This window comes from Novosphingobium sp. (genome assembly GCF_036820275.1).
In the GTDB taxonomy this organism is placed as follows: Bacteria; Pseudomonadota; Alphaproteobacteria; order Sphingomonadales; family Sphingomonadaceae; genus Novosphingobium.
In genome coordinates this window covers 29,340-55,468 of record NZ_DAISLT010000008.1, presented here as the reverse complement: position 1 = coordinate 55,468, position 26,129 = coordinate 29,340, and the positions used below count along the sequence as shown (strand labels likewise).

Annotated in this window: 24 protein-coding genes; 6 read left to right on the top strand and 18 right to left on the bottom strand. The window is 66.0% G+C overall.

The annotated features are described in order from the left end of the window. Positions 1-7: 7 nt before the first annotated feature. The 3 genes from V7066_RS08585 to V7066_RS08575 all read right to left on the bottom strand — a co-directional run bounded on the left by V7066_RS08585 (position 8) and on the right by V7066_RS08575 (position 3,419). Complete coding sequence (locus V7066_RS08585; protein ID WP_334182642.1) at positions 8-1,525, bottom strand: type II and III secretion system protein family protein; 1,518 nt, start codon at positions 1,523-1,525, stop codon at positions 8-10. 59 nt (positions 1,526-1,584) lie between these two features. After that, positions 1,585-2,607: a Flp pilus assembly protein CpaB gene (gene cpaB, locus V7066_RS08580; RefSeq protein ID WP_334182641.1), complete on the bottom strand. Its 1,023-nt coding sequence runs from the start codon at positions 2,605-2,607 to the stop codon at positions 1,585-1,587. Between the two features lie 113 nt (positions 2,608-2,720). After that, the gene (locus tag V7066_RS08575) at positions 2,721-3,419 is read right to left on the bottom strand and encodes an A24 family peptidase (RefSeq protein WP_334182640.1); all 699 of its coding nucleotides are present in this window, start codon (positions 3,417-3,419) and stop codon (positions 2,721-2,723) included. A 149-nt stretch (positions 3,420-3,568) separates the two neighbouring features. On the opposite strand from V7066_RS08575, the gene V7066_RS08570 reads away from it, so the two are divergent. Together V7066_RS08570 and V7066_RS08565 are read left to right on the top strand one after the other, a co-directional pair. After that, positions 3,569-4,534, top strand: a complete 966-nt coding sequence (locus V7066_RS08570; protein WP_442947316.1) for an alpha/beta fold hydrolase — start codon at positions 3,569-3,571, stop codon at positions 4,532-4,534. 6 nt (positions 4,535-4,540) lie between these two features. Then, positions 4,541-5,629 carry an NAD(P)/FAD-dependent oxidoreductase gene (locus tag V7066_RS08565; protein WP_334182639.1) on the top strand — a complete coding sequence of 363 codons (1,089 nt, stop codon included), beginning with the start codon at positions 4,541-4,543 and terminating at the stop codon, positions 5,627-5,629. A 189-nt stretch (positions 5,630-5,818) separates the two neighbouring features. On the opposite strand, the gene V7066_RS08560 is transcribed toward V7066_RS08565, so the two are convergent. Genes V7066_RS08560 through ispH form a run of 4 tightly spaced genes read right to left on the bottom strand, consistent with a single transcriptional unit; the run spans position 5,819 to position 9,378 of the window. Next, positions 5,819-6,913, bottom strand: a complete 1,095-nt coding sequence (locus V7066_RS08560) for an FUSC family protein (protein ID WP_334182638.1) — start codon at positions 6,911-6,913, stop codon at positions 5,819-5,821. A gap of 51 nt (positions 6,914-6,964) precedes the next feature. Beyond that, a complete protein-coding gene (gene rnhA, locus V7066_RS08555; protein WP_334182637.1) occupies positions 6,965-7,402 on the bottom strand; it encodes a ribonuclease HI in 438 nt (145 codons plus the stop codon). Further along, complete coding sequence (thrB, locus tag V7066_RS08550) at positions 7,399-8,388, bottom strand: homoserine kinase (protein ID WP_334182636.1); 990 nt, start codon at positions 8,386-8,388, stop codon at positions 7,399-7,401. The genes rnhA and thrB overlap by 4 nt, the downstream gene beginning before the upstream one ends. A gap of 15 nt (positions 8,389-8,403) precedes the next feature. Then, complete coding sequence (gene ispH / locus V7066_RS08545; protein WP_334182635.1) at positions 8,404-9,378, bottom strand: 4-hydroxy-3-methylbut-2-enyl diphosphate reductase; 975 nt, start codon at positions 9,376-9,378, stop codon at positions 8,404-8,406. A 67-nt stretch (positions 9,379-9,445) separates the two neighbouring features. Between ispH and V7066_RS08540 the strand changes: the two genes are divergently transcribed. Next, the gene (locus V7066_RS08540; protein WP_334182634.1) at positions 9,446-10,108 is read left to right on the top strand and encodes a hypothetical protein; all 663 of its coding nucleotides are present in this window, start codon (positions 9,446-9,448) and stop codon (positions 10,106-10,108) included. Positions 10,109-10,300: 192 nt separating this feature from the next. On the opposite strand, the gene V7066_RS08535 is transcribed toward V7066_RS08540, so the two are convergent. From V7066_RS08535 to V7066_RS08510, 6 genes are all read right to left on the bottom strand, one after another. After that, entirely contained in the window at positions 10,301-11,080 is a 780-nt protein-coding gene (locus V7066_RS08535) for a lysophospholipid acyltransferase family protein (protein WP_334182633.1), read from the bottom strand. A 24-nt stretch (positions 11,081-11,104) separates the two neighbouring features. Continuing rightward, positions 11,105-11,542: a Fur family transcriptional regulator gene (locus V7066_RS08530; RefSeq protein WP_147215419.1), complete on the bottom strand. Its 438-nt coding sequence runs from the start codon at positions 11,540-11,542 to the stop codon at positions 11,105-11,107. 133 nt (positions 11,543-11,675) lie between these two features. After that, positions 11,676-12,128 carry a MucR family transcriptional regulator gene (locus V7066_RS08525; RefSeq protein WP_334182632.1) on the bottom strand — a complete coding sequence of 151 codons (453 nt, stop codon included), beginning with the start codon at positions 12,126-12,128 and terminating at the stop codon, positions 11,676-11,678. Positions 12,129-12,292: 164 nt separating this feature from the next. After that, on the bottom strand, positions 12,293-12,751 hold the full coding sequence (locus tag V7066_RS08520) for a GNAT family N-acetyltransferase (protein WP_334182631.1): 459 nt from the start codon (positions 12,749-12,751) through the stop codon (positions 12,293-12,295). An 8-nt stretch (positions 12,752-12,759) separates the two neighbouring features. Further along, on the bottom strand, positions 12,760-13,422 hold the full coding sequence (gene tsaB, locus V7066_RS08515; protein ID WP_334182630.1) for a tRNA (adenosine(37)-N6)-threonylcarbamoyltransferase complex dimerization subunit type 1 TsaB: 663 nt from the start codon (positions 13,420-13,422) through the stop codon (positions 12,760-12,762). A gap of 7 nt (positions 13,423-13,429) precedes the next feature. Beyond that, positions 13,430-14,008, bottom strand: a complete 579-nt coding sequence (locus V7066_RS08510; RefSeq protein WP_334182629.1) for a NifU family protein — start codon at positions 14,006-14,008, stop codon at positions 13,430-13,432. A gap of 164 nt (positions 14,009-14,172) precedes the next feature. Here V7066_RS08510 and V7066_RS08505 point away from each other — a divergent pair, with 164 nt between their 5' ends. Further along, positions 14,173-17,115 carry a M16 family metallopeptidase gene (locus V7066_RS08505; RefSeq protein WP_334182628.1) on the top strand — a complete coding sequence of 981 codons (2,943 nt, stop codon included), beginning with the start codon at positions 14,173-14,175 and terminating at the stop codon, positions 17,113-17,115. A 191-nt stretch (positions 17,116-17,306) separates the two neighbouring features. Further along, on the top strand, positions 17,307-18,680 hold the full coding sequence (locus V7066_RS08500) for a class II 3-deoxy-7-phosphoheptulonate synthase (RefSeq protein WP_334182627.1): 1,374 nt from the start codon (positions 17,307-17,309) through the stop codon (positions 18,678-18,680). A 68-nt stretch (positions 18,681-18,748) separates the two neighbouring features. Here V7066_RS08500 and V7066_RS08495 read toward each other — a convergent pair whose 3' ends face one another. After that, on the bottom strand, positions 18,749-18,946 hold the full coding sequence (locus tag V7066_RS08495; RefSeq protein WP_334182626.1) for a hypothetical protein: 198 nt from the start codon (positions 18,944-18,946) through the stop codon (positions 18,749-18,751). Between the two features lie 235 nt (positions 18,947-19,181). On the opposite strand from V7066_RS08495, the gene V7066_RS08490 reads away from it, so the two are divergent. After that, positions 19,182-21,107, top strand: coding sequence for a CocE/NonD family hydrolase (locus V7066_RS08490; RefSeq protein WP_334182625.1), 1,926 nt, complete (start codon positions 19,182-19,184; stop codon positions 21,105-21,107). Between the two features lie 197 nt (positions 21,108-21,304). Here V7066_RS08490 and V7066_RS08485 read toward each other — a convergent pair whose 3' ends face one another. From V7066_RS08485 to V7066_RS08470, 4 genes are all read right to left on the bottom strand, one after another. Further along, entirely contained in the window at positions 21,305-23,059 is a 1,755-nt protein-coding gene (locus tag V7066_RS08485; protein ID WP_334182624.1) for a chloride channel protein, read from the bottom strand. 79 nt (positions 23,060-23,138) lie between these two features. After that, positions 23,139-23,717: an HD domain-containing protein gene (locus V7066_RS08480; protein ID WP_334182623.1), complete on the bottom strand. Its 579-nt coding sequence runs from the start codon at positions 23,715-23,717 to the stop codon at positions 23,139-23,141. A 68-nt stretch (positions 23,718-23,785) separates the two neighbouring features. Next, positions 23,786-24,580 (bottom strand): SDR family oxidoreductase, encoded by a 795-nt coding sequence (locus V7066_RS08475; RefSeq protein WP_334182622.1) that lies wholly within the window; start codon positions 24,578-24,580, stop codon positions 23,786-23,788. Positions 24,581-24,697: 117 nt separating this feature from the next. Then, positions 24,698-26,125, bottom strand: a complete 1,428-nt coding sequence (locus tag V7066_RS08470; RefSeq protein WP_334182621.1) for a globin-coupled sensor protein — start codon at positions 26,123-26,125, stop codon at positions 24,698-24,700. Between the last annotated feature and the right edge of the window lie 4 nt (positions 26,126-26,129).

Sequence of the window (26,129 nt, the reverse complement as noted above, 5' to 3'; positions counted from 1 at the left end):
ATCTTTCTCACAGGCTGAAGCCGGGGCGAGGACTGGTATCGGCGGCGGAGCGTTTCGCAGGCTTGCCGGTCGCGGCATCGCCGACGCTCGGCCCGCTGGCGGTTCCTTCCGTGGTGGCTTCGGGCCGCTTCTTGGCGCTGACGCCGTCGCTTTCCATGTTGCCGAGCACGCGCTGGAGATCGTTCGGGGCATTGAAGCCGTCGGTCGGCAGGGCGATCTTGGAGGCGTCCACCGGATTGACGAGATACGGCGTGACGACGATGACCAGTTCGGTCTCGCCGCGTCGGTAGCTGGTCGAGCGGAACAGCGAGCCGAGGATCGGCAGGTCGCCCGCGCCGGGCAGCTTCTGGATGGTGTTCTGCGAATTGTTGCTCAGCAGCCCGGCGATCATGAAGCTCTGGCCGGAGCCGAGTTCCACGGTCGTTTCGGTGCGACGCACGGTGAGCGCAGGCACTTCGTAGCCGTTGAAATTGACCGCGCCCTGACTCGAAAGTTCGGAGACCTCGGGGCGTACGCGCATCGAGATGCGGCCGCTTGCCAGCACGGTGGGCGAATAGCTGAGGCTGATGCCGTATTTCTTGAACTCGATCGAGGTCGTGCCGAGGGCCTGGGCGATCGGGATCGGATATTCGCCGCCTGCGAGGAACTCGGCGGTTTCACCCGAGAGCGCGGTGAGATTGGGCTGGGCGAGCGTGGTGACGAGACCGATCGTCTCGCCTGCGTCCAGCGAGCCGAGGATGTTGACGCCGAACAGTTTTCCGGCAGCGGCAAGCGTGCTGCCCGCCGTGGCGGTCGCGACGTTGCTGCCGGGAATCTCGGTGCCATCGGGGAGTCGGGTGGCCACCGGGCCACCCACGCCCATCGGTTGGCCCGGCCAGTGGTTTGCTACCGTTCCCTGTCCGAGACCAAACTTGAATCCGCCGGTGCTGTCGATCGTCGACATGTTGACCGCCAGCGACTTCACCAGCGAGCGGCTGACTTCGGCGATGCGCACTTGCAGGTTGACCTGAAGCGGCGTGGCCTGACGCAACCGGCTGATGACGTTCGCGTCCTTGCCGGCATAGGCTTTCACCAGACGCTCGGCTTCGGCGGCGTCTTCGGGGGTCTTGACGGTTCCGGTCAGCAGGAAGGTGCCGGAGCCCATCGTCGAGACGCCGATCTTCGCTTCGGGCATGGCGAGGCGCAGCATGGCGTCCACGCTGTCGAGGTTCGAGCCGACGCGAACGGTCGCGGACCAGATCACCGCGCCCGCCGCATTGCTGGCATAGACCGTGGTGGTGCCGCCCGCCTTGCCGAAGACGTAGAGCTGGCGTGCGGACTTGACCTGCACGTCGGCCACCGCGTCGTTGGCGACGAAGACGTCGGCCATGGCACCGGGCACACTGATGAGCTGGCCGTTGCCGATCGAGAGCGAGAGATCCTGCGCCGGATGGACGACGGACTGCGCAATGGCCGGGGCGGTGACCGCCAGCGGGGCCAGCGCGCAGGCGGCGATCAGCAAAGACTTGAGAAGGCGCGTTTGCATCGGATGGACCTTCGGCGAATGGATGCGGCCAATGTTCGGCGTCTGCGAGCGGGCGGTCATCAATGGGTGCCCACGGATTCTTCGGTGGTCTCCTTGCCGCGCGTGACGCGCACGACCGGTCCGGTGCGGACGGGCGCGGCGGCGGCGGAGGGGCCTTGCGGCGCGCTTGCTACGGCGGTGCGGGCGGCCACTTCCGGTCCCGTCGCCGGGCGGCTGGAACGCTGGAAGCGCGAGACGTCGCCGCCGGTCATGTACGTGGAGCTGCCTTCGATCGGGCGGTTCAGGGCATTGCGCATGAGCAGCTCTTCCTGCGCGCGCGTCGCGCCTTCGGGCACTTTCACGTCGCCGCTGGCGAGGATGCGCTCGAACTCGCCCTGGCTGTCGGCAATGGCGCGCAGCGAGAGGCTGAGCGTGCCGATTTCCTGCGCCACGGCGACTTTCTCGGCGATGCGCGGGGTGACTTCGAGAGTGACGGTGCTGAAGGCGTGGACCACGGTCTTGCCGTCCACCACTTCGTTATCGGTGGCCTGGTCGGTGGCGAGCACGCGCAAGTTGCGCAGGATCGTCTCCGAGGCGCGCAGGGCCTGGCCGCCGTCGCTGCCGCTGACCTGCTGGGTCAGCACGAGATCGACGTGGTCACCGGGGAAGACGAAGCCGCCCACACCGGTCTTGGCGGAGACGGGGATCGTCACGGCGCGCATGCCCGGTCCGAGCGCGGCGGCGAGGAAGCCGCGGTCGCCCGGTGCGACGAGCGCGCCTTGCGTCACCGGCTGGCCGGCTGTGATCTGGAAGCGGACGACGGTGCCGAGCAGCTTCTGCATGTCGGCCTGTCCATCGATGAAGTAGGCGTCCTTCACCAGTTCCTTGGGCCAGTCCTGATAGGACACGGCGTCGGCGGTGATGATCGTACCCACCGGCAATGCGCGCTGGGCGACGAGGACCTTCGGCCCGGTCGGCTGGGCGGTCGCCACGGCCTGCGCCTGCGGCGCGGCGGATCCGGCGAACATCGAGCGGGCACCCATTGCCGTGACGACTGCGATCAGCAGCGCGGCAACCAGCAGCACCAGCTTCTTCCTATCCATGTCTAAGCGACCCCCAAAAAAAACTGGGCTGAAAAGCTCCGAGACCGAACTCCCCTGTTCGGGATCTCCGGAGCAAGTATGTGTTCAATCGCGTAAATTGGTTAAAATCGGGTTCACCCAACGATCGGGCTGGAAAGCGCCTGCTCGCCCATGACCCATAGGGCGGCGGCCGAAATGGCGACGCCGTAAGGGATCGGCAGGCGCGATTTCTGGCGGCGCATGATGTGGCGGAAGCCGAGCAGGAACACGATCACCACGGCGAGCGTCGCCAAGGCCAGCATCCAGGCCTGCGGCAGGGCGCGGTGGACGACATCGAGACGCGCGGAGGAGATCACCGGCTGATGCGTCGCCAGGGCATAGACCACCGAGGCCGCGGCCCAGACCCAGCCGAGCGCGACGACCCAGCCGAGCGCGTCGCGCAGCTTCTCGCCGGAAACGCGTTCCATGTTGAAGGCGGCCATCGCGATCGAGGCGCCGCCGCCGATCATTGCCATGAGCACGATCACCTGCCCGAAGCTGCCCGGCGCAAACCACAGAGCCAGCGCCGCAAGCAGCTTGACGTCGCCGCCGCCCATCTGGCGCAGCGCGAAGAGCACGCAGGCGATGACGAAAGTCAGCAGGGCCAGTCCGAGCTGCCAGGCCACGTCGCTCCAACCGAATCCCAGCGACAACCACCACAGCGGCGCGGCCAGCGCGATTCCGAGATTGAGCGTATTGTCGATCTCCCGGCGCTTCAGATCGGTGAAGGCGGCAACGAGCAGGGCGATTGCCAATGCCAGCAGCAATGCATACGAAAAAGCTCCGCTCGGCATTCGTGAGTTCCCCCTTGGCCGGGGCCTCATCTAGCGGATATCGCTTACCAAACAGTAACCACACAATCGAAGGCTACGTCAGCCACGTGACCATTCAAGCGACCGAGAACAAGCCCGAACCCGGCGACCGCGCGCCGACTCTGAGCGAGATCGCGCACGAGGCGGCGAAAGCGCGGCGGGCGATCCCCGAAGGCGTCGTCGAGAGTTTCTGGACCGGTCCGAGCGGGCCTGAGCCCTTGCGCCGGATCGACTGGCCCGGATCGGCACAGGCCGAGGCAAGAGGCTCCATCCTGTTCCTGCCCGGGCGCGGCGACTGCTACGAGAAGTGGCTGGAAACGCTGGAACAATGGAATCTCGAAGGCTGGGCAGTCAGTTCGATCGACTGGCGCGGGCAGGCGCTCAGCGGCCGTTTCGGCTTCGATACCACCACCGGCCATGTTCCCGACTTCGACCTCTGGATCGAGGATCTCGCCGCATTCTGGCGTGACTGGACGGCGGAGCGTCCGGGGCCGCATGTCCTGGTCGGCCATTCGATGGGCGGCCATCTCGCCCTGCGCGCCGTTGCGCAAGGGAAGGTCAGGCCGGACGCGCTGGTGCTTTCCGCGCCGATGCTGGGCATCCATCCGGCTCGCATACCGCCGAGCCTGCTCCACGCGATCGCGCGGGGGATCGTCCGGCTCGGCGATCCGCGTCGTCCGGCGTGGAAGCATAGCGAGAAGCCCGAACTCCTGCCGCAGGCCCGCTCGCGGCTGCTCACACACGACAAGGCTCGCTATGCCGACGAGGACTGGTGGCGCAGCCGCCGCCCCGGCATCGCCATGGGACCGGCAAGCTGGGGCTGGATCGAGCGCGCACTGGCCTCGATTCGCCTGCTCGACGCCAAGGGCGTGCTCGAAGCGGTGCAGGTGCCGGTGTTGCTGCTGGCGACGCGCTATGACGGCCTCGTCTCCTGGCCCGCGATCCGGCGCGCCGCATGCAGGCTGCCGCAGGCCGAACTCCTGGCTTTCGGTCAAGAAGCGCGCCACGAACTCCTGCGCGAGAGCGATCCGGTCCGTGATCGCACCCTCGCGGCCATTCGGGACTTCCTGAACCGGACGGCGCCCGTTAGGGGCTAAGGCCCTATGGATAGCAGGTTCGATATCGTCATAGTGGGCGCCGGGATGGCAGGCGCCTCGCTGGCTGCCCGGATTGGAGAGCAGGCGCGGGTACTGGTGATCGAGGCCGAGGAGCGCCCCGGCTATCACGCCACTGGCCGCTCGGCGGCGTTCTGGACCGAGAGCTACGGCGGTCCGCAGGTCAAGCCGCTGACCACCGCCTCCGGCCCCGAACTGCACCGCCTCGGCGTGCTGACACCGCGCGGGGCGCTGACGATCGGCAAGACCGGACAAGAGCGCGAGATCGCCGCCTTCGCCGAGACTTACGGGGGCGTCGGTATCGAGATTGCGACACTGGATCGCGCCGAGATCGCCGCACGCATCCCCGATCTCAAGCCCGAGTGGACCTGCGGCGTGCTGGAGCCGAGCACGTGCGACATCGACGTCGCCGCACTCCACCAGCACTACCTCGCCGCCGCCCGCAAGGCGGGGGTGGAGCTGTGGTGCCGCGCCGGCCTTGCTGCGGTCGAGCGCGAGCCGGGCGGCTGGTCGCTTACGCTGGCCGACGGGCGCCGTGTCGGTTGCGACGTGCTGGTGAATGCGGCAGGGGCTTGGGCCGATACGGTGGCAGGCAAGGCAGGCATCCGCCCGCTCGGCATCGCGCCCTATCGGCGCACGATCGCCCAGGTCGCGATCGAGCCTGCCGCGCCGGATACGCTGCCTCTGGTTCTCGATGTTGCGAGCCGCTTCTACTTCAAGCCGGAAAGCGGCCGCCTCTGGCTCAGTCCGCACGACGAGACGCCCAGTTCTCCCTGCGACGCTGCGCCGGAGGAAATCGACGTGGCGCTCGCGATCGACAGGTTCGAGCAGGTGGTGGACCGCCCGGTCCTGCGCGTGGAGCACCGCTGGGCGGGCCTGCGCTCGTTCGCGCCGGATCGGCTGCCGGTCTATGGTTTTGCCCCCGAGGACGGCGCGTTCTTCTGGTTCGCGGGGCAGGGTGGTTTCGGCATCCAGACGGCGCCTGCTGCGGCGGCGCTGGGGGCGGGGCTGTTGTTGGGGCAGGGTGTCGGGGAGGTCGATCCTCGGCCGTTTGGGCCGGGAAGGTTTGAAAAGTAGAAGTCCTGGGGGATGATCCCCCAGACCCTCGGAATGGCTACGCTGCGCCCCGCCTATCGGTAGTGCGCTCCTTGCGGCGCAGCCCATAAGTCTCCCGACGCAGTCATGGGCGCGCGACGCGGTTGGTCCGCGTGACCTAGACGTTCATGGGGGTGCAGGGGGTCTTTGATCCCCTGCTTATACTTTCCTTCACTCGTTATTCTCAGCCTGCGGACCTGCCCCGCTCACTTTCCGTCCCGGCGCGAAGAAGTGCCAGACCAGCAGCACCGGCTCCAGCACGGCCATCCCGACGAAGATGCTGATGAGCCGGTGCACGGCGGGCATGATCTCCGCGTCGGCGTAGGAGTCCGGCACCAGAACGACCAGTACCGCGAGCGTGAACTGAAGCCCGAGGTAAGTCACGTTCGGTAGCCCGTTCTCGATATGCCTGCCGATGACGATGCCGAGGCAGGTTCCCGCGATCAGTACCGGCGCGCTGCCTTGGGCGAGGAGCAGGATCGCCAGCGAAAGTCCTCCGCCCGCGAGGCAGCCGAGCGTGCGCTGGAACAGGCGGCGGGTCACGGGGACGAAGCCGCTCGCCCCGATCCCGTTCACCGGCACGATCATCACCGCCATCACGGTGACGGCGGCCTGGGCCATCTGCGGCAGTTGGAACAGGGCGTGGAGCACCGGGAGCACGGCGATGGCGATCCCGGCCTGCACGGCGTGGCGGGCGGCATGGGGGTGCCATTTCATCCGCTCCGGCGTGGGCTTGCGTCCGGCAAGCCACTTCTTGCCGGAGAGGGTTGCGGCGGTGAGGCTGACGATCACACAGGCCGCAGTGCCTGCGAGGACTTCGAGCAGGCGGGTCTGGGCGAAGTGGATGGTGTCGAGGTCGGGGTGTTCCAGCTTGTCGAGCAGGATCATCTCGAACGTCAGGCCGAACAGCAGCCAGGCGTAGGCGCGCCGGGCGGTGATCATGCCGTAGAGACCGACCGCGCCGACCAGCGCGGCGCTGGCCATGGCGAGCGGCAGCGAGTGGGCGGCATAGGGCACGATGGCCAGCGCCAGCAGCGAGCCGATGGCGGTTCCGGCGATGCGCAGCACGCCGCGCAGCAGGGTTTCGGCGGTCTCGCTCTTGAGCAGGACGAAGGCGGTGAAAGCCGCCCAGGCCACGAACCTGGCGCCGATCAGGTGGGCGAAGAGGATCGCCAGCAGGACCGAGGCGACGCAGGCCCATTCGTCGGCCATGCGCGGGCCGGGCGTCACGAGGGCGCGGGCTTCCTCGCGCAGGCGGTCCCGCATGACCGAAAGGGGCGGAAGGCGGGGTTCGGAAGCGGGCAGGGTGCGCTCCCGCTACTTGCTTGCGGCGACCGCCGCGTCGCTGGCGAGCTTGTCCACGCGCTCGTTCTCGACATGGCCGGAGTGGCCGCGCACCCATTCCCAGTTGACCTTGTGGCGGGCGACCGCCTCGATCAGTTCATGCCAGAGGTCGGCATTGCGCACGGGCTGCTTGCTGGCGTTGACCCAGCCCTTCTTCTTCCAGCCGTGGACCCACTTGGTGATGCCGTCGATCACGTATTTGCTGTCGGTCTGGAGCGTGATCTCGCAAGGTTCGGTCAGGGCGTTGAGCCCCTTAATGACGGCGGTCATTTCCATGCGGTTGTTGGTGGTGTCCGGTTCGCCGCCGGACATTTCCTTCTCGTGGACGCCCATGCGCAGCAGCACGCCCCAGCCGCCGGGACCGGGATTGCCCTTGCAGGCGCCGTCGGTGAAGATCTGAACCTGCTTCATGCGGCGAATATCCCGGAATTGGCCGGATCGGCATAGAATTCGAGGCGGCGGGCGAAAGCCATCGGGTCCTTCGGCGTGACGAGCGCGTCTTCCGGCGTGTTGAGCCAGTCGTAGGCGCGGGTGGCGAGGAAGCGGATCGCGGCGCCGCGCGCCAGCAGCGGCAGGGCGGCGCGTTCGGCGTCGGAAAGCGGGCGCACGGCTTCGTAGCCTTCGATCAGCGCGCGCGACAGTTCGGGCAGGAACTGCGTGCCGTCGTTGCTGAAGCACCAGGCGGTGTGGGTGACGACGACGTCGTAGGCCAGGAGATCGGTGCAGGCGAAATAGAAGTCGATCAGGCCGGTAACCTTGCTGCCCAGCATCAGCACGTTGTCGGTGAAGAGATCGGCATGGATCACGCCGCTGGGCAGGTCGGAAGGCCACTGCCCGGCCAGCTCGGCCAGCTCGCGTTCGACGAGGGCGCCGAGGTCGGGATCGATCGATTCCAGCCCCTCGCGGGTGCAGTCGCCCAGCAGCTGCTGCCATGCGGGCAGGTCGAGCGAGTTGGCGCGCGACCGTCCGAAATCGGCCGAGGCAAGGTGGATCTGCGCCAGTGCTGCGCCGACGGCACGGGCCTGCGCCGGGGTCGGTTCGGAGACGGAAACGCCGGGCAGGAACTCGATCAGCGCCAGCGCCTTGCGGTTTTCGCCCTCGCCGATGAAGCGGTGGCTCGCTCCGTCGCGGTCGTGCATGGTGCGCGGCACCGGGCAGTCGCGTGCGGCGAGGTGGTCGAGCAGGTCAAGGAAGAAGGGCAGGTCGGAGATATCCGTCCGGCTCTCGTAGACGGTCAGGATGAAGCGGCGGGCGTCATTGCCCTGCTGGGTTTCGATCAGCCAGTTGCTGTTGGACACGCCCTCGGCGATGCCCTTGGCCGAAACCAGGGTGCCGACGTCGAAGGTCTCGATGATCGCGGACATTTCCTCCGCGCCGAGCCGGGTATAGACTGCCATGAGGTCGGATCTTCCTTAGCGGGCGAGCTGGCGCGGCAGTTTGAAGGTGATGGTTTCCTCGGCGGTCACCCGTTCCTCGGATTCGACTTCGCGCAGTTCCTTGATCCGCGCGATCACTTCGTTGACCAGTTCCTCGGGCGCCGAAGCCCCGGCGGTAAGCCCCAGGGTTTCGATATCCGCCAGCCATTCCGGATCGATATCGGTTGCGCGCTGGATCATCTGTCCGCGCGACCCGGCGCGCTCGGCCACTTCGACGAGGCGCAGCGAATTCGAGCTCTTGGGCGAGCCGATCACCAGCACCAGATCGCAGTCGGGCGCGATCTGCTTCACGGCGCCCTGGCGGTTGGAGGTGGCGTAGCAGATGTCTTCCTGCTTCGGAGCGACGACTTGCGGGAAACGCGTCAGGATAGCCTCGATGATCGCGGCGGTATCGTCCACCGAGAGCGTGGTCTGCGACAGATAGGCGAGTTCGCTGTCGGCGGGGACTTCGACCGAGGCGACGTCTTCGACCGTCTCGATCAGGGTCATGTTGCCTTCTGGAACCTGCCCGAAAGTGCCGATCACTTCCGGATGTCCGGCATGGCCGATGAAGAGGATGTGGCGCCCGTCCGCGATCTGGCGCTCGGCCTGGCGGTGCACCTTGCTGACCAGCGGGCAAGTCGCATCCAGCCATTCCAGACCGCGCGCGGTGGCCTTGGCCGGGACGGCCTTGGGCACGCCGTGGGCCGAGAAGATCACCGGCACGCCGTCCGGCACCTGGTCCACGCTCTCCACGAAGACCGCGCCCTTGTCCTTCAGGCTATCGACCACGAACTTGTTGTGCACGATCTCGTGCCGCACATAGACCGGAGCGCCGTAGATCTCGAGCGCGCGCTCGACGATCTCGATGGCGCGGTCGACGCCGGCGCAGAAGCCGCGCGGGGCCGCGATTAGGAGGCGCAAGGGCTTGCCGGAGCGGGGCGAGTTCGGAGACGGAAAGGGCGCGTTCATGAATGGGCCTCTAGCGCTTTGCCGCTTGCGCCGCTAGGGCAAGCCGACGTCTTCGAGGAACCTCACGATGAATGCACGCCGCCTGACTGCCACTGTCCTCTGCTCCGCCGCCGCGGTGACCGCGCTGAGCGGCTGCGCAAAGAAGGGTGAGATCGTGGTCGATTCGGGCGTGGGCATCACTTCCGTGCGTTCGGCTTGCCCGGCCGTCGGAATCCCCGACTATACCGGCGACATGACGCTGTTCCGCGTGGCGAACGACCGCACCGCCGCCAATATCGACCTCGAAGCGGCGATGACCAACGTGCGTACGACCTGCAACGAACAGGCCGGCGACAAGGTTACCGCGAAAGTGGAGTTCGATGTGCTCGCCCGCCGCAACGACAAGCAGGGCGCACGCCAGGTGACGCTGCCTTACTTCGTCTCGGTGCTCCAGGGCGGGTCGGCCGTGATCTCCAAGCGCGTCGGTCACGTTACGCTGAACTTCGCGGACGGCCAGGACCGCGCGCAGTTCCACGCCGTCGGCTCGGCCTTCATCGACCGCGCCGCCGCCACGTTGCCAGCTGACATTCGCGAGAAGATCACCCGCAAGCGCAAGGCGGGCGATGCCGATGCCGCCGTCGATCCGCTATCGGATCCGGCCGTGAAGGCCGCAGTGGCGCGTTCGAGCTTCGAAGTGCTGGTCGGGTTCCAGTTGGACGAGGCGCAGCTCGCTTACAACGCTACGCGTTGATTCAAGGGAAAGAGGAAGTCCTGGGGGATGATCCCCCAGACCCTCGGAATGTCTATCTCGCGCGCTACCTATCCGTAGTGCGCTCCTTGCGGCGCAGCCAATAAGTCTCCCGACGCAACCATGGGCGCGCCACGCTGTTGGTTCGCATGACCTCGACAGTATTGGGGGTGCAGGGGGTCTTTGATCCCCTGCTTATTCTTTTCTACTCGCCTCTTCGATCGCCTGTTGAGCGCCCCGCGCCATGGCCTTGCGATCGCGCCGGTCTTCACCGGCAAGCGGCGGCAGGAAGTGCAGCGTCATGCGCAGCGGCTTCACGCGGGCCAGGATGCGCAGGGCGTTGTCCACTCCTGGCTCCTCGCCGACCCAGGCGATTTCAGCGGCTTCCTTTCCGTAATCGAGCCACACCGGCTGTACGGCAAGGCTGCTGTCCTCCGTCCCGATCGCGGAGAGCAGCGAAGACTTGAATGGCAGCAGTTCCTTTCCGTTCGAGGTCGTGCCTTCCGGAAAGATTGCCAGTGCGCCGGTTTCGCTCAGGGCCTTGCGAACCTGTTCGACTTGCGCGGCGACGGTGCTGCGGCGGTGGCGCGCGATGAAAACGGTATCGTTGAGGGCGCAGAGCCAGCGCATGGGACCGAAGCCTGCCAGTCCGTCATGGGCTATGAAGGCCGTGCCGGCGGCGCCGGAGAGCGCGGGAATGTCTAGCCAGCTCAGATGGTTGGCGAGAAAGAAGGTGTTCTGAGCGGGCCGGGCGCCTTCGGTTGCGACGCGAAGGCCGGAGATCGCGCCGACCAGCTTCAGGAACTGTCTCGGCACCGGGTTGCGGGCCGTGAAGGGCGCCAGCAGGTAGTAGGCGGAGACGCAGACGAAGAGCAGGACCAGCAACGCCAAAAGGCGGATCGCGATCAGGGGCCAGCCCCAGAGCGCGATCCGCCTTTTCGGTTGTATTGCCGTGGTCGGAGTTTCCGAACTCACTGAAGTGAAGTCACTGGGAAGCGATCACTTGCGGGTTTCGCCGTCCTCGCGATCGATCCGCACGCCGAAGAGTTCCATGCGGTGGTCGACGAGGCGGAAGCCGAGCTTTTCGGCGATCTGCCGTTGCAGCGATTCCAGCTCGGGATCGACGAATTCGATGACCTGGCCGGATTCGACGTCGATCATGTGGTCGTGATGCGCTTCCGGTGCCGCTTCGTAGCGGGCGCGGCCGTCGCCGAAGTCGTGACGGTCAAGGATGCCGGCTTCTTCGAACAGGCGCACGGTGCGGTAGACCGTGGCGATCGAGATGCCCGGATCCAGCGCGGTGGCGCGTTCGTGGAGCTTTTCCACGTCGGGATGGTCGGTGCTCTCGGAGAGCACTCGGGCGATGATGCGGCGTTGCTCGGTGATCCGAAGGCCGCGTTCGGCGCAGAGGGCTTCGAGGTCGATTGGTTGATTCACGTTTGACCCGTATCAATGAAAAGGCACGGCAACCTAGATAGGCTGCCGTGCCTTCAATCACAACCGGAGAACGTCACCGGAGATTTCCACTGTGGAAATCGGCGTCGTTCGCGGATCCGGTCTTTTCATGCCGTCAGGCTGCGGCGGGGGCAGCCTTGGGCTTGCGGCCGCGCTTGGCGTTGGGCTTGCGGCCCAGACCGATCTTCTTCGCGAGTTCGCGACGCTTTTCGGCATAGTTGGGAGCGACCATCGGATAGTCGGCGGGCAGGTTCCAGCGCGCGCGATACTCTTCCGGGGTCATGTTGTAGTGCGTCATGAGGTGGCGCTTCAGCATCTTCAGCTTCTTGCCGTCCTCAAGGCAGACGATGTAGTCGGGCTTCACCGAAGCGCGAACCGAAACGGCGGGTTCCGGCTTTTCTTCTTCGACGACCGGTGCGCCGCCAAGTCCGGCGAGGGCGCCGTAGACATTGGTGATGAGCGAAGGCAGGTCCTCGACGTTGACATTGTTGTTGCTGACATGAGCAGCGACGATGTCGGACGTGAGCGTGATCAGCGTCTCTTTGGCGTCAGCCTGAATGTTTTCCATTGTATACGACCTCTTTATTATTTCCATTTCTGGAACCCGCGAGCCATTTAAGCTCTGCATAGTCGCTCTGAACCATTTCGTACGGGAATACAAGGTCTATAAAAAGTCGTCCCTAATTGTGACACTTGTATCAGAAAATGATTTTCCAATACTCGGCGTAGAGATCAATCGATGTCGCAAGCAAAGGTCAGGGCGTCGAGTCTTTCGCCGTGCAGAAGGCGGTAATAATCCTTGCGTTCGCCGATCTGATAGAAGCCCGTGCTGGAATAGAGCCGCTCTGCCGGATTTCCTCTTCTCATTTCAAGCAGAAGGCGTTTTGCGCCGCGTTGCGATGCGCTCTGTTTGAGGGCATCGAGCAGCGAGCGCCCCAGTCCCAGGCGGCGATATTCGGGCATGACGGCAAGAAGCAGCAGTTCCTCTTCTTCGTAGCCGGTGCGGGACAGAGAAAAGCCTGCCGCTTCCTCTTCCGGCCCGACGGGTTTTCCTTGGGCGGAAATAAGGAAGTAGTGGCAGTTCCCGAGTGTCAGGGCATCGTCGACTTGGCGGCGGTTCCAGGCTTCGCCCCAGGCCGGGTCGAATGCACGGGCCATGACGGCCATGATCCTGTCGAGGTCGTCGGTCATTTACCGGATCAACTTTGCGGCGCAGGCAGGCCGCCGGGCAGGCGTGCGTCGGGCGCACGGCCGTAGAGCGGGCGGGTATCGGTCTGCAGGACATGTTCCGGGAGCAGCGGGAAGGCGCGGGCGTCGGGCCAGGCCGCCAGGGCCGTGCCATGTCCCCGGCGACCGACGAGCGCTTCGGCCTGGGTGCCGGCAATGACCTCTTCGGTCATGTTCGTAGCGGCGTCTTCCGGGCGCAGGGAGGCGAGGGGGCGGATCACGCTGCCGTCCCTGGCAAAGCTCTCGACGAACCATTCGCCGTGGCCGCCGGTCATCGCCACGCCGACGGGAGCCGCTCCGGTCTGGTCGCGGGCGATGGCGGCGACCATGGCGAGCGTCGAATAGCCGAAGACTTCGGACCCCCAGGCCAGCGCCAGCGCCCGCGCGGCGGCAAGGCCGACACGCACGCCGGTGAAGCTGCCGGGGCCGAGCGCCACGACGATGCGCGCCGCGCGGCCGTGATCGGGCAAGGCTGCGATCATCGGCACGAGCGCTTCGGCATGGCCGCGCCCGAGCATGCGGAAGTCGCCTGCAAGAAGCGTCTTTCCATCGAAAAGCGCGACCGAGCAGGCCTCGGTCGCGCTATCGATCACCAGTATCCGGCCGTCGAACGGCTCTCCTGCCTTCTCCGTCATGCGGCGGTCAGGCAGCGCGGACTTCGGTGACTTCGGGAACGTAGTGCTTCAGCAGGCTCTCGATGCCCTGCTTCAGCGTCGCGCTGGACGAGGGGCAGCCCGAGCAGGCGCCCTGCATGGCGAGGTAGACCACGCCGTCGCGGAAGCCGCGATAGACGATGTCGCCGCCGTCGTTGGCCACGGCCGGACGCACGCGGGTTTCGATCAGGTCCTTGATCTGCTCGACGATGTCGGCGTCGGCGGGGTCTTCGCCATAATCGGCGTCATCCTCGGCCGGGACCGAGAAGCCGCTGGCGTCGCCGCCCGCGAAAAGCGGGGCTTCCGACACGAAATGGTCGAGCAGGATCGAGACGACCTGGGGCTTGAGGTCCGACCATTCGGAACCGGGCGCGGCCGTCACCGAGACGAAGCCTTGGCCGAAGAACACGCCGGTTACGTCGCCAAGGTCGAACAGGGCCTGTGCCAGCGGCGAGGCTTCCGCCTCCTCGGGCGAGGTGAATTCGCGGGTGCCGGCTGCCATGACCTGCCGTCCGGGCAGGAACTTGAGCGTGGCGGGGTTGGGCGTGGCTTCGGTTTCGATGTACATGATCCACGCGATTTAGGTGTTGCGGGGATAGGGTCAAGTCCACAAGCTGCAATTGACTTTGCGCGGCGCGGGAACAAGGCTGCGATCCGGCTCTTTTATGCCGCGACTTCATACGCCACGCTATTCACTGGCCCTTAATCGAACCGGAACCTATACCCCTCCCGATGACGAAATCTTCGCGCGCCGCCCGCTCGCTTGCCTGCTTCCTGCTGCTGGCTCCCCTTCCGGTTCAGTCCGTTCTCGCGCAAGTGCCGAACGCCCCAGTTCCGGGCCAGGCACCGGCGGCGGAAACGCTGCCCGGCGACCGGGATCCCTGGCTCTATCGCGGCAGCGACATTCCGCGCGATCCGGAGTGGCATTTCGGCGAACTTTCCAATGGCCTGAAATATGCGGTGCGCCGCAACGGCGTGCCGCCGGGGCAGGTCTCGATCCGCATCCGCGTCGATGCCGGTTCGCTCTACGAGACCGATTCGGAGCGCGGCTACGCGCACTTACTGGAACACATGCTGTTCCGTCAGTCCAAGTATATTCCCGAGGGCACCGCCATCGCCGCCTTCCAGCGCCTGGGCGCGACCTTCGGCAGCGATACCAATGCGATCACCTCGACCACGCAGACCGTGTTCAAGCTCGACTTGCCCAATGCGACGCCGACTTCGCTGGACGAGACGTTCAAGCTGATGAGCGGCATGGTGACGGCGCCGACGCTTTCGGCCTCCAACCTCAAGTCCGACCTGCCGATTGTGCTGGCCGAAATGCGCGAGCGCGGCGGCGCCGCCAAGCGCGTGCAGGATGCCATGCAGAAGACGCTCTACGCCGGACAGCCGCTGTCCGTGCGCGAGCCGATCGGCACGGTGGAAACTCTGACTTCGGCGACGCCGGATTCGGTTCGCGCGTTCTATTCGCGGTGGTATCGCCCGGACAACGTCGCCGTGATCGTGGCGGGTGACGCCGATCCGGCGACGCTGGAAAGCTATGTGAAGAAGTGGTTTTCCGACTGGAAGGCCAGCGGCAAGCTGAGCGCGGCGCCGAGCTTCGGCGATCCGGCCGCGCCGCAGGGCGCCGATCCGAAGAACCCTATCGGCGAGACCAAGGTGCTGGTCGAGCCGGACCTGCCGCCTTCGCTGATGTACGCGATCCTGCGCCCCTGGCGTCAGGTGACGGACAACGTGGTCTACAATCAGGGTCTGATGGTCGATTCGATCGCGCAAGCGGTCATCAACCGCCGTCTCGAATCGAAGGCGCGGGCAGGCGGCAGCTTCCTCTCGGCCTCGGTCAATCAGGACGACGTCTCGCGTTCGGCCGATGCCACGTTCGTTTCGGTCACACCGCTGGGCGAGGACTGGGAGGCGGCGCTGCGCGATGTGCGCGGGGTGATCGCCGATGCCATGACCAAGCCGCCCACGCAGGCCGAGATCGACCGCGAGGTCGCCGAACTCGACGTGGCATTCCAGGTTCCCGTGGAGCAGCAGCGCATCCTGCCGGGTTCGAAGCTGGCTGACGACATGGTCAACGCGCTCGATATCCGCGAGACGGTCGCCGCCCCCAACGACGTGCTGCGCATCTTCCGCGAATCGAAGCACCTGTTTACGCCGTCGGACGTGCTCAAGCACACGCAGCAGCTGTTCAGCGGCACGGTGACGCGCGCGCTGTTCACCACGCAGAAGCAGGGCGGCGCCACCGACGAGACGCTGCGCAGCGCGCTGCTCCAGCCGATCACGCCCGACGCCTCGATCCGCACCGCCGGTAACGAGAAGCCGGTCTCGTTCGCGAAGCTGCCCGCGATCGGCGTGCCTCACAAGGCCACCGCGCAGACCCCGACCGGCTTGCTCGACATCGAGCAGCTTACCTTCGCGAACGGCGTGAAGGCCATGCTGTGGCCGGTTCAGGAAGAGCCGGGCCGGGTCACCGTCAAGGTCCGCTTCGGCGGCGGCAAGCGCTCGATCGCGCCGCAGGATGCGCCCTATATCGCGCTCGGCGAGTTTGCGCTGGTCGGTTCGGGTCTGGCCACGCTGGGTCAGGAAGACCTCGACCGCATTTCGACTGGCCGCAAGATGGGTTTCGATTTCGAGGTCCAGGACGCCACCTTCCAGTTCCAGGCGGAAACCCGCCCGCAGGATCTGGCCGACCAACTCTATCTCTTCGCCGCCAAGCTCGACCTGCCGCGCTGGGATCCGCAGCCGCTGGTCCGCGCCAAGGCCGCCGCGAAGATCCAGTACGCCACTTACGCCACCTCGCCCCAGGGCGTGCTGACCCGCGACCTGGAATTCTACCAGCGCGGCAAGGACCCCCGTTTCGCGACGCCGACGCCCGAGGCGATCGAAAAGACCACGGCGGCCGGTTTCAAGAAGGTCTGGAGCAAGGCTCTGGCCAGCGGCCCGGTCGAAGTGCAGATCTACGGCGATTTCGACAAGGCCTCGACCATCACCGCGCTGGAGAAGACCTTCGGCGCGCTCAAGGCCCGCACGCCCGCGCCTTCCACGGCCAATGTGACGGACGTCACCGTGCCCAAGCCTTCGGATACGCCGATCGTGCTCCAGCACCACGGCGACCCGGATCAGGCGGCGGCGGTAATCTCGTGGCCGACCGGCGGCGGCTCGATGGGCATCCGCGAATCGCGCCAGCTGGAAATTCTGACGCAGCTCTTCACCAACCGCCTGCTCGATGCGGTGCGAGAGAAGCTGGGCGTCGCCTATGCGCCTTACGTCTATTCGCAGTGGCCGGTGGACATGGCGGCGGGCGGTTCGATCACGGCTGTCGCGCAGCTCGATCCCAAGTCGACCACCGTGTTCTTCCAGACCGCGGACGAGATCGCGCAGGACCTGATCCACAATCCGCCGACGGCGCAGGAACTCGCGCTCGTTACCGAACCGATGCGCCAGCAGGTGACGCGCGCGGCTTCGAGCACCTCGTTCTTCATGGGGCAGCTCGAAGGTGCGACTTACGATCCTTCGCGGATCGGCACCGTCCGCACGATCCTCTACGACTACACGGCCGCCACGCCGCAGCAGATGCAGGCGCTCGCCGCCCGCTATCTCGGCAAGAACAATTCTTGGCGGCTTGAGGTCATGCCGGAAGGCAAGGCGGTGGGCGCGGTCGCGGCGAAGTGAGGCGGTCGCGCGCCGCTGGGTCAAGGAAAACTACGCCGGGGCGCAATCGATCACGCTGATCGGCTAAACCGGCTTTGCAAAAATTACCCGGGGGCGCTAAAGGGCGCCCCTTGTTTTGCGGTTCTTGCCGGTTTGGCCCTGTGCACTCGGCTTGGGGAGAGAAGGCGAAGGAACCGCCAGGAGTACGTAACGTGGCTAGCAATTGGACCCCGGAAAGCTGGAAGGCTCAGGAAGCCCGCCATCTTCCGGTTTACGGCGATGCGGAGAAGCTGGGCGAGGTAGAGGCCACGCTTGCGAAGTTTCCGCCGCTGGTCTTTGCGGGCGAGGCGCGTGCTCTGAAGGCGGATCTCGCCGAAGTCGCCGCCGGTCGCGGTTTCCTGCTCCAGGGCGGTGACTGCGCGGAAAGCTTCGCCGAATTCAGCGCCGACAACATTCGCGACACCTTCCGCGTGCTGCTGCAGATGGCGGTCGTGCTGACGTTCGCCAGCAAGCAGCCGGTGGTGAAGCTGGGCCGCATGGCGGGCCAGTTCGCCAAGCCGCGCTCGGCACCGACCGAGTTGGTGGGCGGCGTCGAGATGCCGAGCTACTTCGGCGACATCATCAACGGCATCGAGGGCAACGCCGATGCGCGTCGCAACGATCCGGAGCGCATGCTGCGCGCCTACACGCAGTCCTCGGCCACGCTGAACCTGCTGCGCGCCTTCGCGCACGGCGGCTATGCGAACCTGCGCCAGGTCCACCAGTGGACGATGGAGCACATCAATCGCAGCCCCTGGGGCGAGAAGTTCACGCAGATGGCCGACCGCATCGGCGAGGCGCTCGACTTCATGGCCGCCTGCGGCGTGGACCCGACTTCGGTTCCGCAGCTTCAGGGCACCGACTTCTACACCAGCCACGAAGCGCTGCTGCTCCCTTACGAGGAAGCGCTGACGCGTCGCGATTCGCTGACCGGCGACTGGTACGACTGCTCGGCACACATGCTGTGGATCGGCGACCGCACGCGTTTCGAAGGCTCGGCCCATGTCGAGTACTTGCGCGGCGTCGGCAACCCGATCGGCATGAAGTGCGGACCCAGCCTTGAGCCCGATGCGCTGCTGCGTATGCTCGACACGCTGAATCCGGGCCGCGAGCCCGGCCGCATGACCCTCATCGGCCGCTATGGCTATGACAAGGTCGAAGCGGGCCTGCCCAAGCTGGTGCGCGCGGTGAAGGCGGAAGGTCATCCGGTCGTGTGGTCGTGCGACCCGATGCACGGCAACGTCATCAAGACCGAAACCGGCTTCAAGACCCGTCCCTACGAGCGTATCCTTGCCGAAGTGCGCGGCTTCTTCGCCGTGCACCGCGCCGAGGGCACCCACGCGGGCGGTATCCATATCGAGATGACCGGCCAGGATGTGACCGAATGCACCGGCGGCGCCATCGCCATCACCGACGAGGCGCTGAAGGACCGTTACCACACCCACTGCGACCCGCGTCTCAACGGTGCGCAGTCGATCGAACTCGCTTTCGAGCTGGCGGACCTGCTCAATCTGGAAGCGACCGAAAGGCAGAAGCAGGCGGCCTGATCCGCCTCTTTTCGGAAATAGCGCGCGGGCAGGGGAGCATCGGCTCTCCTGCCCGTTCGTTTTTACACTCAGTCGAGAACGCGTTCGACCGATCTGGCCTGTTGCAAGTCTCGCCGCAGGGAAGTGATCATCGCCGCCTGGCGGCGAATGACGGCGGCGGCCTGGAGCATGGACTGGCCGGGGGCGGGAAGGTCGTTTCCGGAATCGGCAAGCGAGGCCCACATTTCGAGGGCTTCGGCCAGTTCCTCGGCCTCTGTCTGCTCCACCGTCCTCTCCTGCTTGGCGCTATTGCGGATAAGTTAGCACGCGGCCTATTTCGCCTGCGAGACAGTCAGGGCGATGGTCGATCTGCAAACGGCAGACGTAATCCGACGAACGACATTGCCGTGAAGGTTGAATCCAAACGAATTGTCGTGCCGATTGGCGGCCGGCATCCCATTCGCCACCACTGCGTTCTTCCGCGCTTGACCGCTCGAAATGCACGGGCCACCAAGCGCAGCCATGAACAGAAACATTCGGGTCAACGCCTTTCGAATCGCTGCGAGTCTCGCCTGTGCGCCGCTCGCCTTCGCCGCCGCCTCGCAGCTTTCGGCGGCTCCACCGACAGACACGATGATGAACGAGCAGGTCGCCTCGTACGACTGGGTGCGCCCGCAGGCGGACTATATCCGCCGCGAGGTGATGATCCCGATGCGCGACGGCAAGAAGCTCTACACCGTCATCGTCATGCGCAAGGGCACGCATGACGGCCCGATCCTGCTCAGCCGCACGCCCTACAACGCCGGGGGCATGACCAGCCGCAACCGCAGCCAGAAGATCGAGGAAATCCTGCCGGTCATGGACGCGGACTTCGTCAACGACGGCTATATCCGCGTCTATCAAGACGTGCGCGGGCTGGACGGGTCCGAAGGCGACTACGTGATGAACCGCCCGCTGCGCGGCCCGCTCAACAAGACCAAGGTCGATCACGCCACCGACGCCTACGACACCATCGACTGGCTGGTGAAGAACGTGAAGGAAAGCAACGGCAAGGTCGGCATCACCGGCTCGTCCTACCTCGGCTTCACCTCGCTCATGGCGCTGATCGATCCGCACCCCGCGCTCAAGGCCGCCTTGCCGCAGAGCCCGATGGTCGACGGCTGGATGGGCGACGACTGGTTCCACAACGGCGCCTTCCGCATGTTCGGGTTCGACTACGACCTCGGCCAGACGGTCAAGAAGGGCGGCGGCTCGGTTCCCAAGGGGACGGGCGACGAATACCAGGCCTATCTCGATGCCGGCTCGGCGATGGACTATGCCAAGGCTTATGGCCTCACGGATTTGCCGGTCGTCCGCAAGATACTGGAGCATCCGAGCTACGATGCCTGGTGGCAGGGCCAGGCGGTCGACAAGCTGCTGGCGCAGCGCAAGCTGACGGTTCCGACGATGCTGCTGGTCGGCCAGTGGGACCAGGAGGACAGCTACGGCGCTCCGGCGGTCTATCAGGCGCTGAAGGCCAGCGGTACGCCGAATGACATGGTGTCGCTGGTGATCGGCCCCTGGCGCCACTCGCAGGTCAACTACGAGGCGCGCGAGCTTGGCCCGCTCAAGTGGGAAGGCGATACCGGCGGCCAGTTCCGCCAGCGATACATGAAGCCGTTCTTCGACTGCCATCTCAAGACCAATGCCCCGGCGTGCGATACGCCGCCGGTGCTGACTTATGCCACCGGGGCCAAGGGGCCGAAGGCGGGCTGGGAAGTCTCGCAGAAATGGCCCGCGGGTGATTACACGCCGCTTTACCTCGCAGGGAACTACGGCCTTTCGTGGAGCAAGCCCGCTGCGGGCAGCGACAGCTACGTATCCGACCCGGCCAAGCCCGTGCCGATGCTGCCGCGCCCGGTCCATATGCAGGGCGAGGAGTGGAAGACCTGGCTCGTCCACGACCAGCGCTTCGTGGATGGCCGCCCGGACGTGCTCAGCTACACCACCGGCGTGCTCGACAAGCCGGTTCACATCATGGGCGCCCCCAAGGTCGAACTCCACGCCTCCACCAGCGGGCAGGACAGCGACTACGTGGTCAAGCTGATCGACGTCTATCCGCAGGAAAACTCAGGCAATCCAGAACTGGCGGGCTATCAGCTGGGCGTGGGCATCGAGATCTTCCGCGGCCGCTACGTCCACGGCTTCGACAAGCCGCAGCCGCTCGAACCGGGCAAGGGCTACACCTTCCAGTGGTCGCTGCCGAACGTCGACCACGTCTTCCTGCCGGGGCACAAGATCATGGTGCAGGTGCAGTCCAGCCTGTTCCCGCTCTACGACCGCAACCCGCAGTCGTGGGTGCCCTCGATCATGGAAGCCAAGCCAAGCGACTATGTGAAGGCGACCGAGACGGTGACGTATGGCGGCGATGCGGCGAGTGCCGTGTGGTTGCCGGTGGCCAGGGACTGACGAACAAGGGGAAGTTCCGGGGGATGATCCCCCGGACCCTCGGAATGTCGTCGTTGCGCACGACCTATCCGTAGTGCGCTCCTTGCGGTGCAGCCATTCAGTCTCCCGACGCAGCCATGGGCGCGCTACGGAGTTGGCCCGCGTGACCTGGACGGTAACGGGGTGCAGGGGCGATGGCCCCTGCTTCTCCCCTTGCTTCAACTTTCCCCGAACAGTTCCCGCTGCGAGGACTCGATCTCCTCGAAGTACCGCCGACGCGCATGGCGTTCACTGACGACGCCCACGACCTGGCCCACGCCGTCCACCACCGCCAGTTCGTCCGCCACGGCGACGTCGAAGGCCTTGATCATCGCGCGGATGTCGGTGGTGGGCGAGAGGGTGGTGCCTTTCAGCGTCGCCAGCGAGGCGATCTCGCTGTCTTGCGGCAGTTCGGGGTTATAGGCTGAGGAGGTGGTGACGATTCCCGCGTAGTGATCCTCCTCGTCGAGCAGGATCGCCTTGCTCGCGGAGCCGAGCGGCACGCGCGCGCGGAAGTCGGCGATGGCGAGCGAGGCGGGTACCGAAATCCAGTCCTTGCGCATGATCCTGCCCGCCGTGAGGCTGAGCATCCAGCCGATGTCGCGCGGGGAGCGGATGATCGAGCCGCGGATGTGCAGGCGCCAGGTGGAGAACGAATAGCCGAACATCTCGCGCGTGAAGGCGCTGGAGACGAGCGATGCGGCCAGCACCACGCCCATCAGCGCGAAGTCGTGCGTGGTCTCCAGCATGAGCATGGCGAGCGTCATCGGGCCGCCGACGATGGAAACGGCGAGCGCGCTCATGCCGACGAGGGCGGACTGCGTGGGATCGAGTTCGATGCCGAGCGGCAGCATCTGCACGGCGGCGGCGAAGATCAGGCCGACCAGCGAGCCGAGGAACAGCGAGGCGAAGAACAGGCCGCCGCGGAAGCCGAAGCTGAGGGAGATCACCGAGGCGGCAATCTTGAGTGCCAGCACCATGAGCAGGAACTGGATCGCGGGCTGCATCGAGAGGTTGAGATGCATGGCCCCGTGCCCGGCCGAGAGCGATTGCGGCGAGACCCAGGCGAGCGGCATCAGCAGCAGTCCGCCGACAAGGGGTTTCCAGCGGGCGAAGCGGGTAAAGCGCTGGACGTGGACTTCGGTGAAGGTCACCAGCCGCATGATGAGAATGCCGACGAGCGCGCAGAGCAGGCCTAGCACGGCGTAGATGAAGTAATCGCCGGTGGTGAGATCGCGCGCGCTGGAGGCGGCGATGAGGTAAGGTTCCACGCCGAGTTCGCGGGTGATGAAGGCCGCGCCGAGGGCGGCGGCGATGACCGGCGCGATGGCGGAGGGCGTGTAGGTGCCGATCACGATCTCGAAGGCGTAGAACGCGCCTGCCAGCGGTGCGCCGAAGGCGGCGCCCACGGCGGCTCCCGCGCCGGCGCCGACCAGGGTGCGCATGTCCGCGCGGCGCAGCTTGAACCACTGGCCGAGCACCGAGGCGACGCCGCCGCCCATCTGCGCATAGGCCGCCTCCAGGCCCACCGAGGCCCCGGCGCCGTTGGAGATGATCGTCTGGGCAGAGATGATGAGATTGTCGATGAAGGGAATGCGTCCGCTGTGCAGGGCATTGGCCTCGACGACGTCGATCGGGGCGCGGCGGCGGCGGCGCAGCAGGTAGGCGATGCCGATCAGCACGAGGCCGCCGAAGGGCAGTGCGAGCAGGCGCCAGGGATGGCGGATTTCGCCGAGCGCGCTCAGGCGGTTGCCCTCGATCGAATAGAACAGCTGTTGCAGCGCATGGGCCAGGAAGCCCTGGAGATTTGTCAGCCAGCCCGCCGCGATGCCCGCCAATACGGCGAGCACGATGAATGCCAATTCGCTCTCGCGCATGCGTTGCCGCTGGCGGATGACCAGGGCTTTCAGGGCGTTAAAGGCGGGACGTCGCATCGGTTTTCGATTGGGCCTCTGCGCGGGGGACTGTCAAGGCGGCTATCGGAAGGTGTGCCAGGAAAAACGAGGCTTTCCTTCAGGCGCCGAAGTAGCCTTTCGCCTTCGCCGCTTCCAGTTCCTTTTCGAGATAGTCCCACAAGGCGGGAGCGCCGAGGCTGATCTGGGGCTTGAGGCGCTTCACCACCCGTTCGTGGCCGATGCCGTTCTCGCGCCAGCTCTGGCCCTCGTTGCGCAAGTTCAGCAGAGCGGGCATGGCGCGGTCGATGGCATGGGCGAAGCGGGCCTCGACGGTCCGTTCTTCCTCGAATTCGATCCAGAGGCCGCGCAAATAATCGGCCTCGGTTTGGGGCAGGATGCCGAAGATCCGGTCGATGGCGGCGCGTTCGGCCTGCTTGCGCTCGGAGAGGCCTTCCTCGAAGAAGACCATGACGTCGCCGGTCTCGATCTCGCCGATGTCGTGGACGAGCAGCATCGCCATGACCCGGCCGATATCGGGCGTTCCCGAGGCATAAGGCGCCAGCGCCACCGCGAAGAGCGCGATCTGCCAGCTATGTTCGGCCGAGTTCTCGTAACGGTCGAGGCCGATCGGCTTCACCTTGCGGGTGACGGCCTTGAGCCGGTCCAGCTCCATCACGAAATCGATGACGTCCTGCATTGTATGTGCGCCTCCAGATGCGCAGCGCTCTGGATGCAGGGGGCGCAAATCTCAAGACCGGAGTTGCTTCATTTCGGGGGCATGCGGATGCCGCCGTCGAGGCGGATGCACTGGCCGTTGAAGTAGGTGTTGCGCACCAGTTCCAGCACCAGCGATGCGAATTCCTCCGGATTGCCGAGGCGCTTGGGGAAAGGCACGGCGCGGCCAAGTCCTTCGTAGACCGCCTCGTTCATTTCCTTCACCCGCAGCATCGGCGGCGTGGCGAACGTGCCGGGGAGGATGGCGTTGACGCGAATGCCGAGGTCCATGAGGTCGCGGGCCATCGGCAGGACCATGGCGTTCACCGCGCCCTTGCCGCCGCCATAGGCGACCTGCCCGATCTGGCCGTCCTGCGAGGCCGCGGAGGAGGTGAACACGATGCAGCCGCGCTCGCCGTCTTCGTTCAGCGGATCGGCACCCGCCATGCCCAGCGCGGCGATCGAGGCGACGCGGTAGGAGGCGGTGAACACGCCTTCCGCCGTCTTTGCGATCTGCTCGGTCGCCATGCGCTTGAAGCCGCCGATGGTCTTGTCGAACGAGACGGTCTTGCCGCCGCCTGCGACCACGGCGCAGTGGACGACCACGCGCTCCTGCCCATGGGCGGCGCGGGCCTTGGCGAAACCGGCTTCGACGCTGCCCTCGTCGAGGATGTTCACCTTGCAGAACACGCCGCCGATCTCGGCGGCGAAAGCCTCGCCCGCTTCCTCGCTGATGTCGAAGACCGCGACTTTCACGCCCGCGTCGGCCAAGGCTCTGGCACTCGCCCGCCCGAGGCCCGAAGCGCCGCCGGTGACGACGGCGGCCAGCGTGGTGTCGATTTTCATGGCGAAGGCTTCTCCCGTGAGTCTTGCTTGCTCAGGAGCTAGCGCAGATTCCGATGGCCTTGCGCGGCATGATTGCGCGGGAGGGACAAGTATCGCCCCCACGCAATGCTGCGGTCTTTATGCGACCTTCTTTCCGGGCGCGCGCTGTTCGTCGATCTGGAAGCGACCGGCCTGATCCGCCAGCAGGGTGGCGTCCGAGATCAGGGTGCGTGCGGCGGCCGAGGTCTGTTCGACCATGGCGGCGTTCTGCTGGGTCGTGCGTTCCAGCATGCCGACGGTGGAGCTGACTTCGGAAATCGCGGTGGCCTGGGCGTCGTTGTCGCGCGCCATCGTCTCGACAAGGGAGTGCACCCGGTCGACTTCCCCGGCGATCGTCTCCAGCGACCGATCGACGCGGGAGACGGTGGCAACCGCCTGATCGATCTCCGAACGGGTGGCGGACAGGCCGTCGCGGGCCTTGCGGGCTTCTTCCTCGGCCCGCATGGCAAGGGAACTCACGAGGTCGGCGACGACGGCGAAGCCGCGCCCGGCGCTTCCTGCCCGTCCGGCTTCCACGGCGGCGTTCATGGCGAGCACGCGGGTCTGGAAGGCGATCTTGTCGACGCCCTCGATCACCGCGTCGATACCGCGGGCGCTTTCATGCACGATGTGCATGGCCTTCACGGCATCCCCCGCGACGTCGCGGCCCTGGGTGACTGCGCTCAGCGCTTCACCGGCGATGCCCAGTGTTTCCTGCGCGCCGCCGGCAGTGGCTTTCACGCGCTCCTCGACGCGCAGCAGGGTGGCGGCGGTTTCCTCGAGATTGGCCGCGCTGCTTTCGGTGCGCTGGGCCAGATCCTCGGAGGCGCGGGCGATGGCGCCGGATTCGCCGTAGATCGCGTCCGAAGCCTTCACCACCGAGCCGATGGTCTGCCGCAAGTTGGAAAGGCTGCGGTTGTACGAGTCCTTGAGCGAGAGGAACCCGGCCGGAAGATCGTCGATATCGTGGATTAGGTCTCCGGCGGCGAGGCGCGACATGGCACGGTCGAGCGCGGAGATCGCCTGGTTCCGCTCGGCCTCGGCTTCCTCGAAGTAGATCGAGATGGAAAGGTCCATGTCCAGCATGGCGGCCTTCATCAGCGCGCGGTACAGCTTGCCCGGGTTCACGCCGCGGGTGAACAGGCGCCAGGGGCTGGTGGCGCGCTCGACGCCGGCCATGATCTCTTCGAGGATCAGCGCATAGCCGCCGATGTACCAGCGCGGCTCCAGCCCGATGCGGGCGTGGACTTTGCCGATGCGGGTGACGGCGGCGTAGTATTCGGCATCGAAACGGCCGGTCGCGATGCCCATCCAGTGACCGACCTGGGCGCCTTTCGCGGAATTGATGTGTGCCTCGCCGCTGAACATGCGGACCATCGGCGGGGTCTTGCGCACTTTGGCGTAGAAGCGGTCGAGGGCAGGGGGAATGCACTTGCGAAGCAGGGGCTGCGCGGCGGTGAGGACACGGCGCTGCGCGGCGTCGAACTCGAGGAAATCCAGCCGTTCCTCGACGGTCTTTACAGTCACTCTA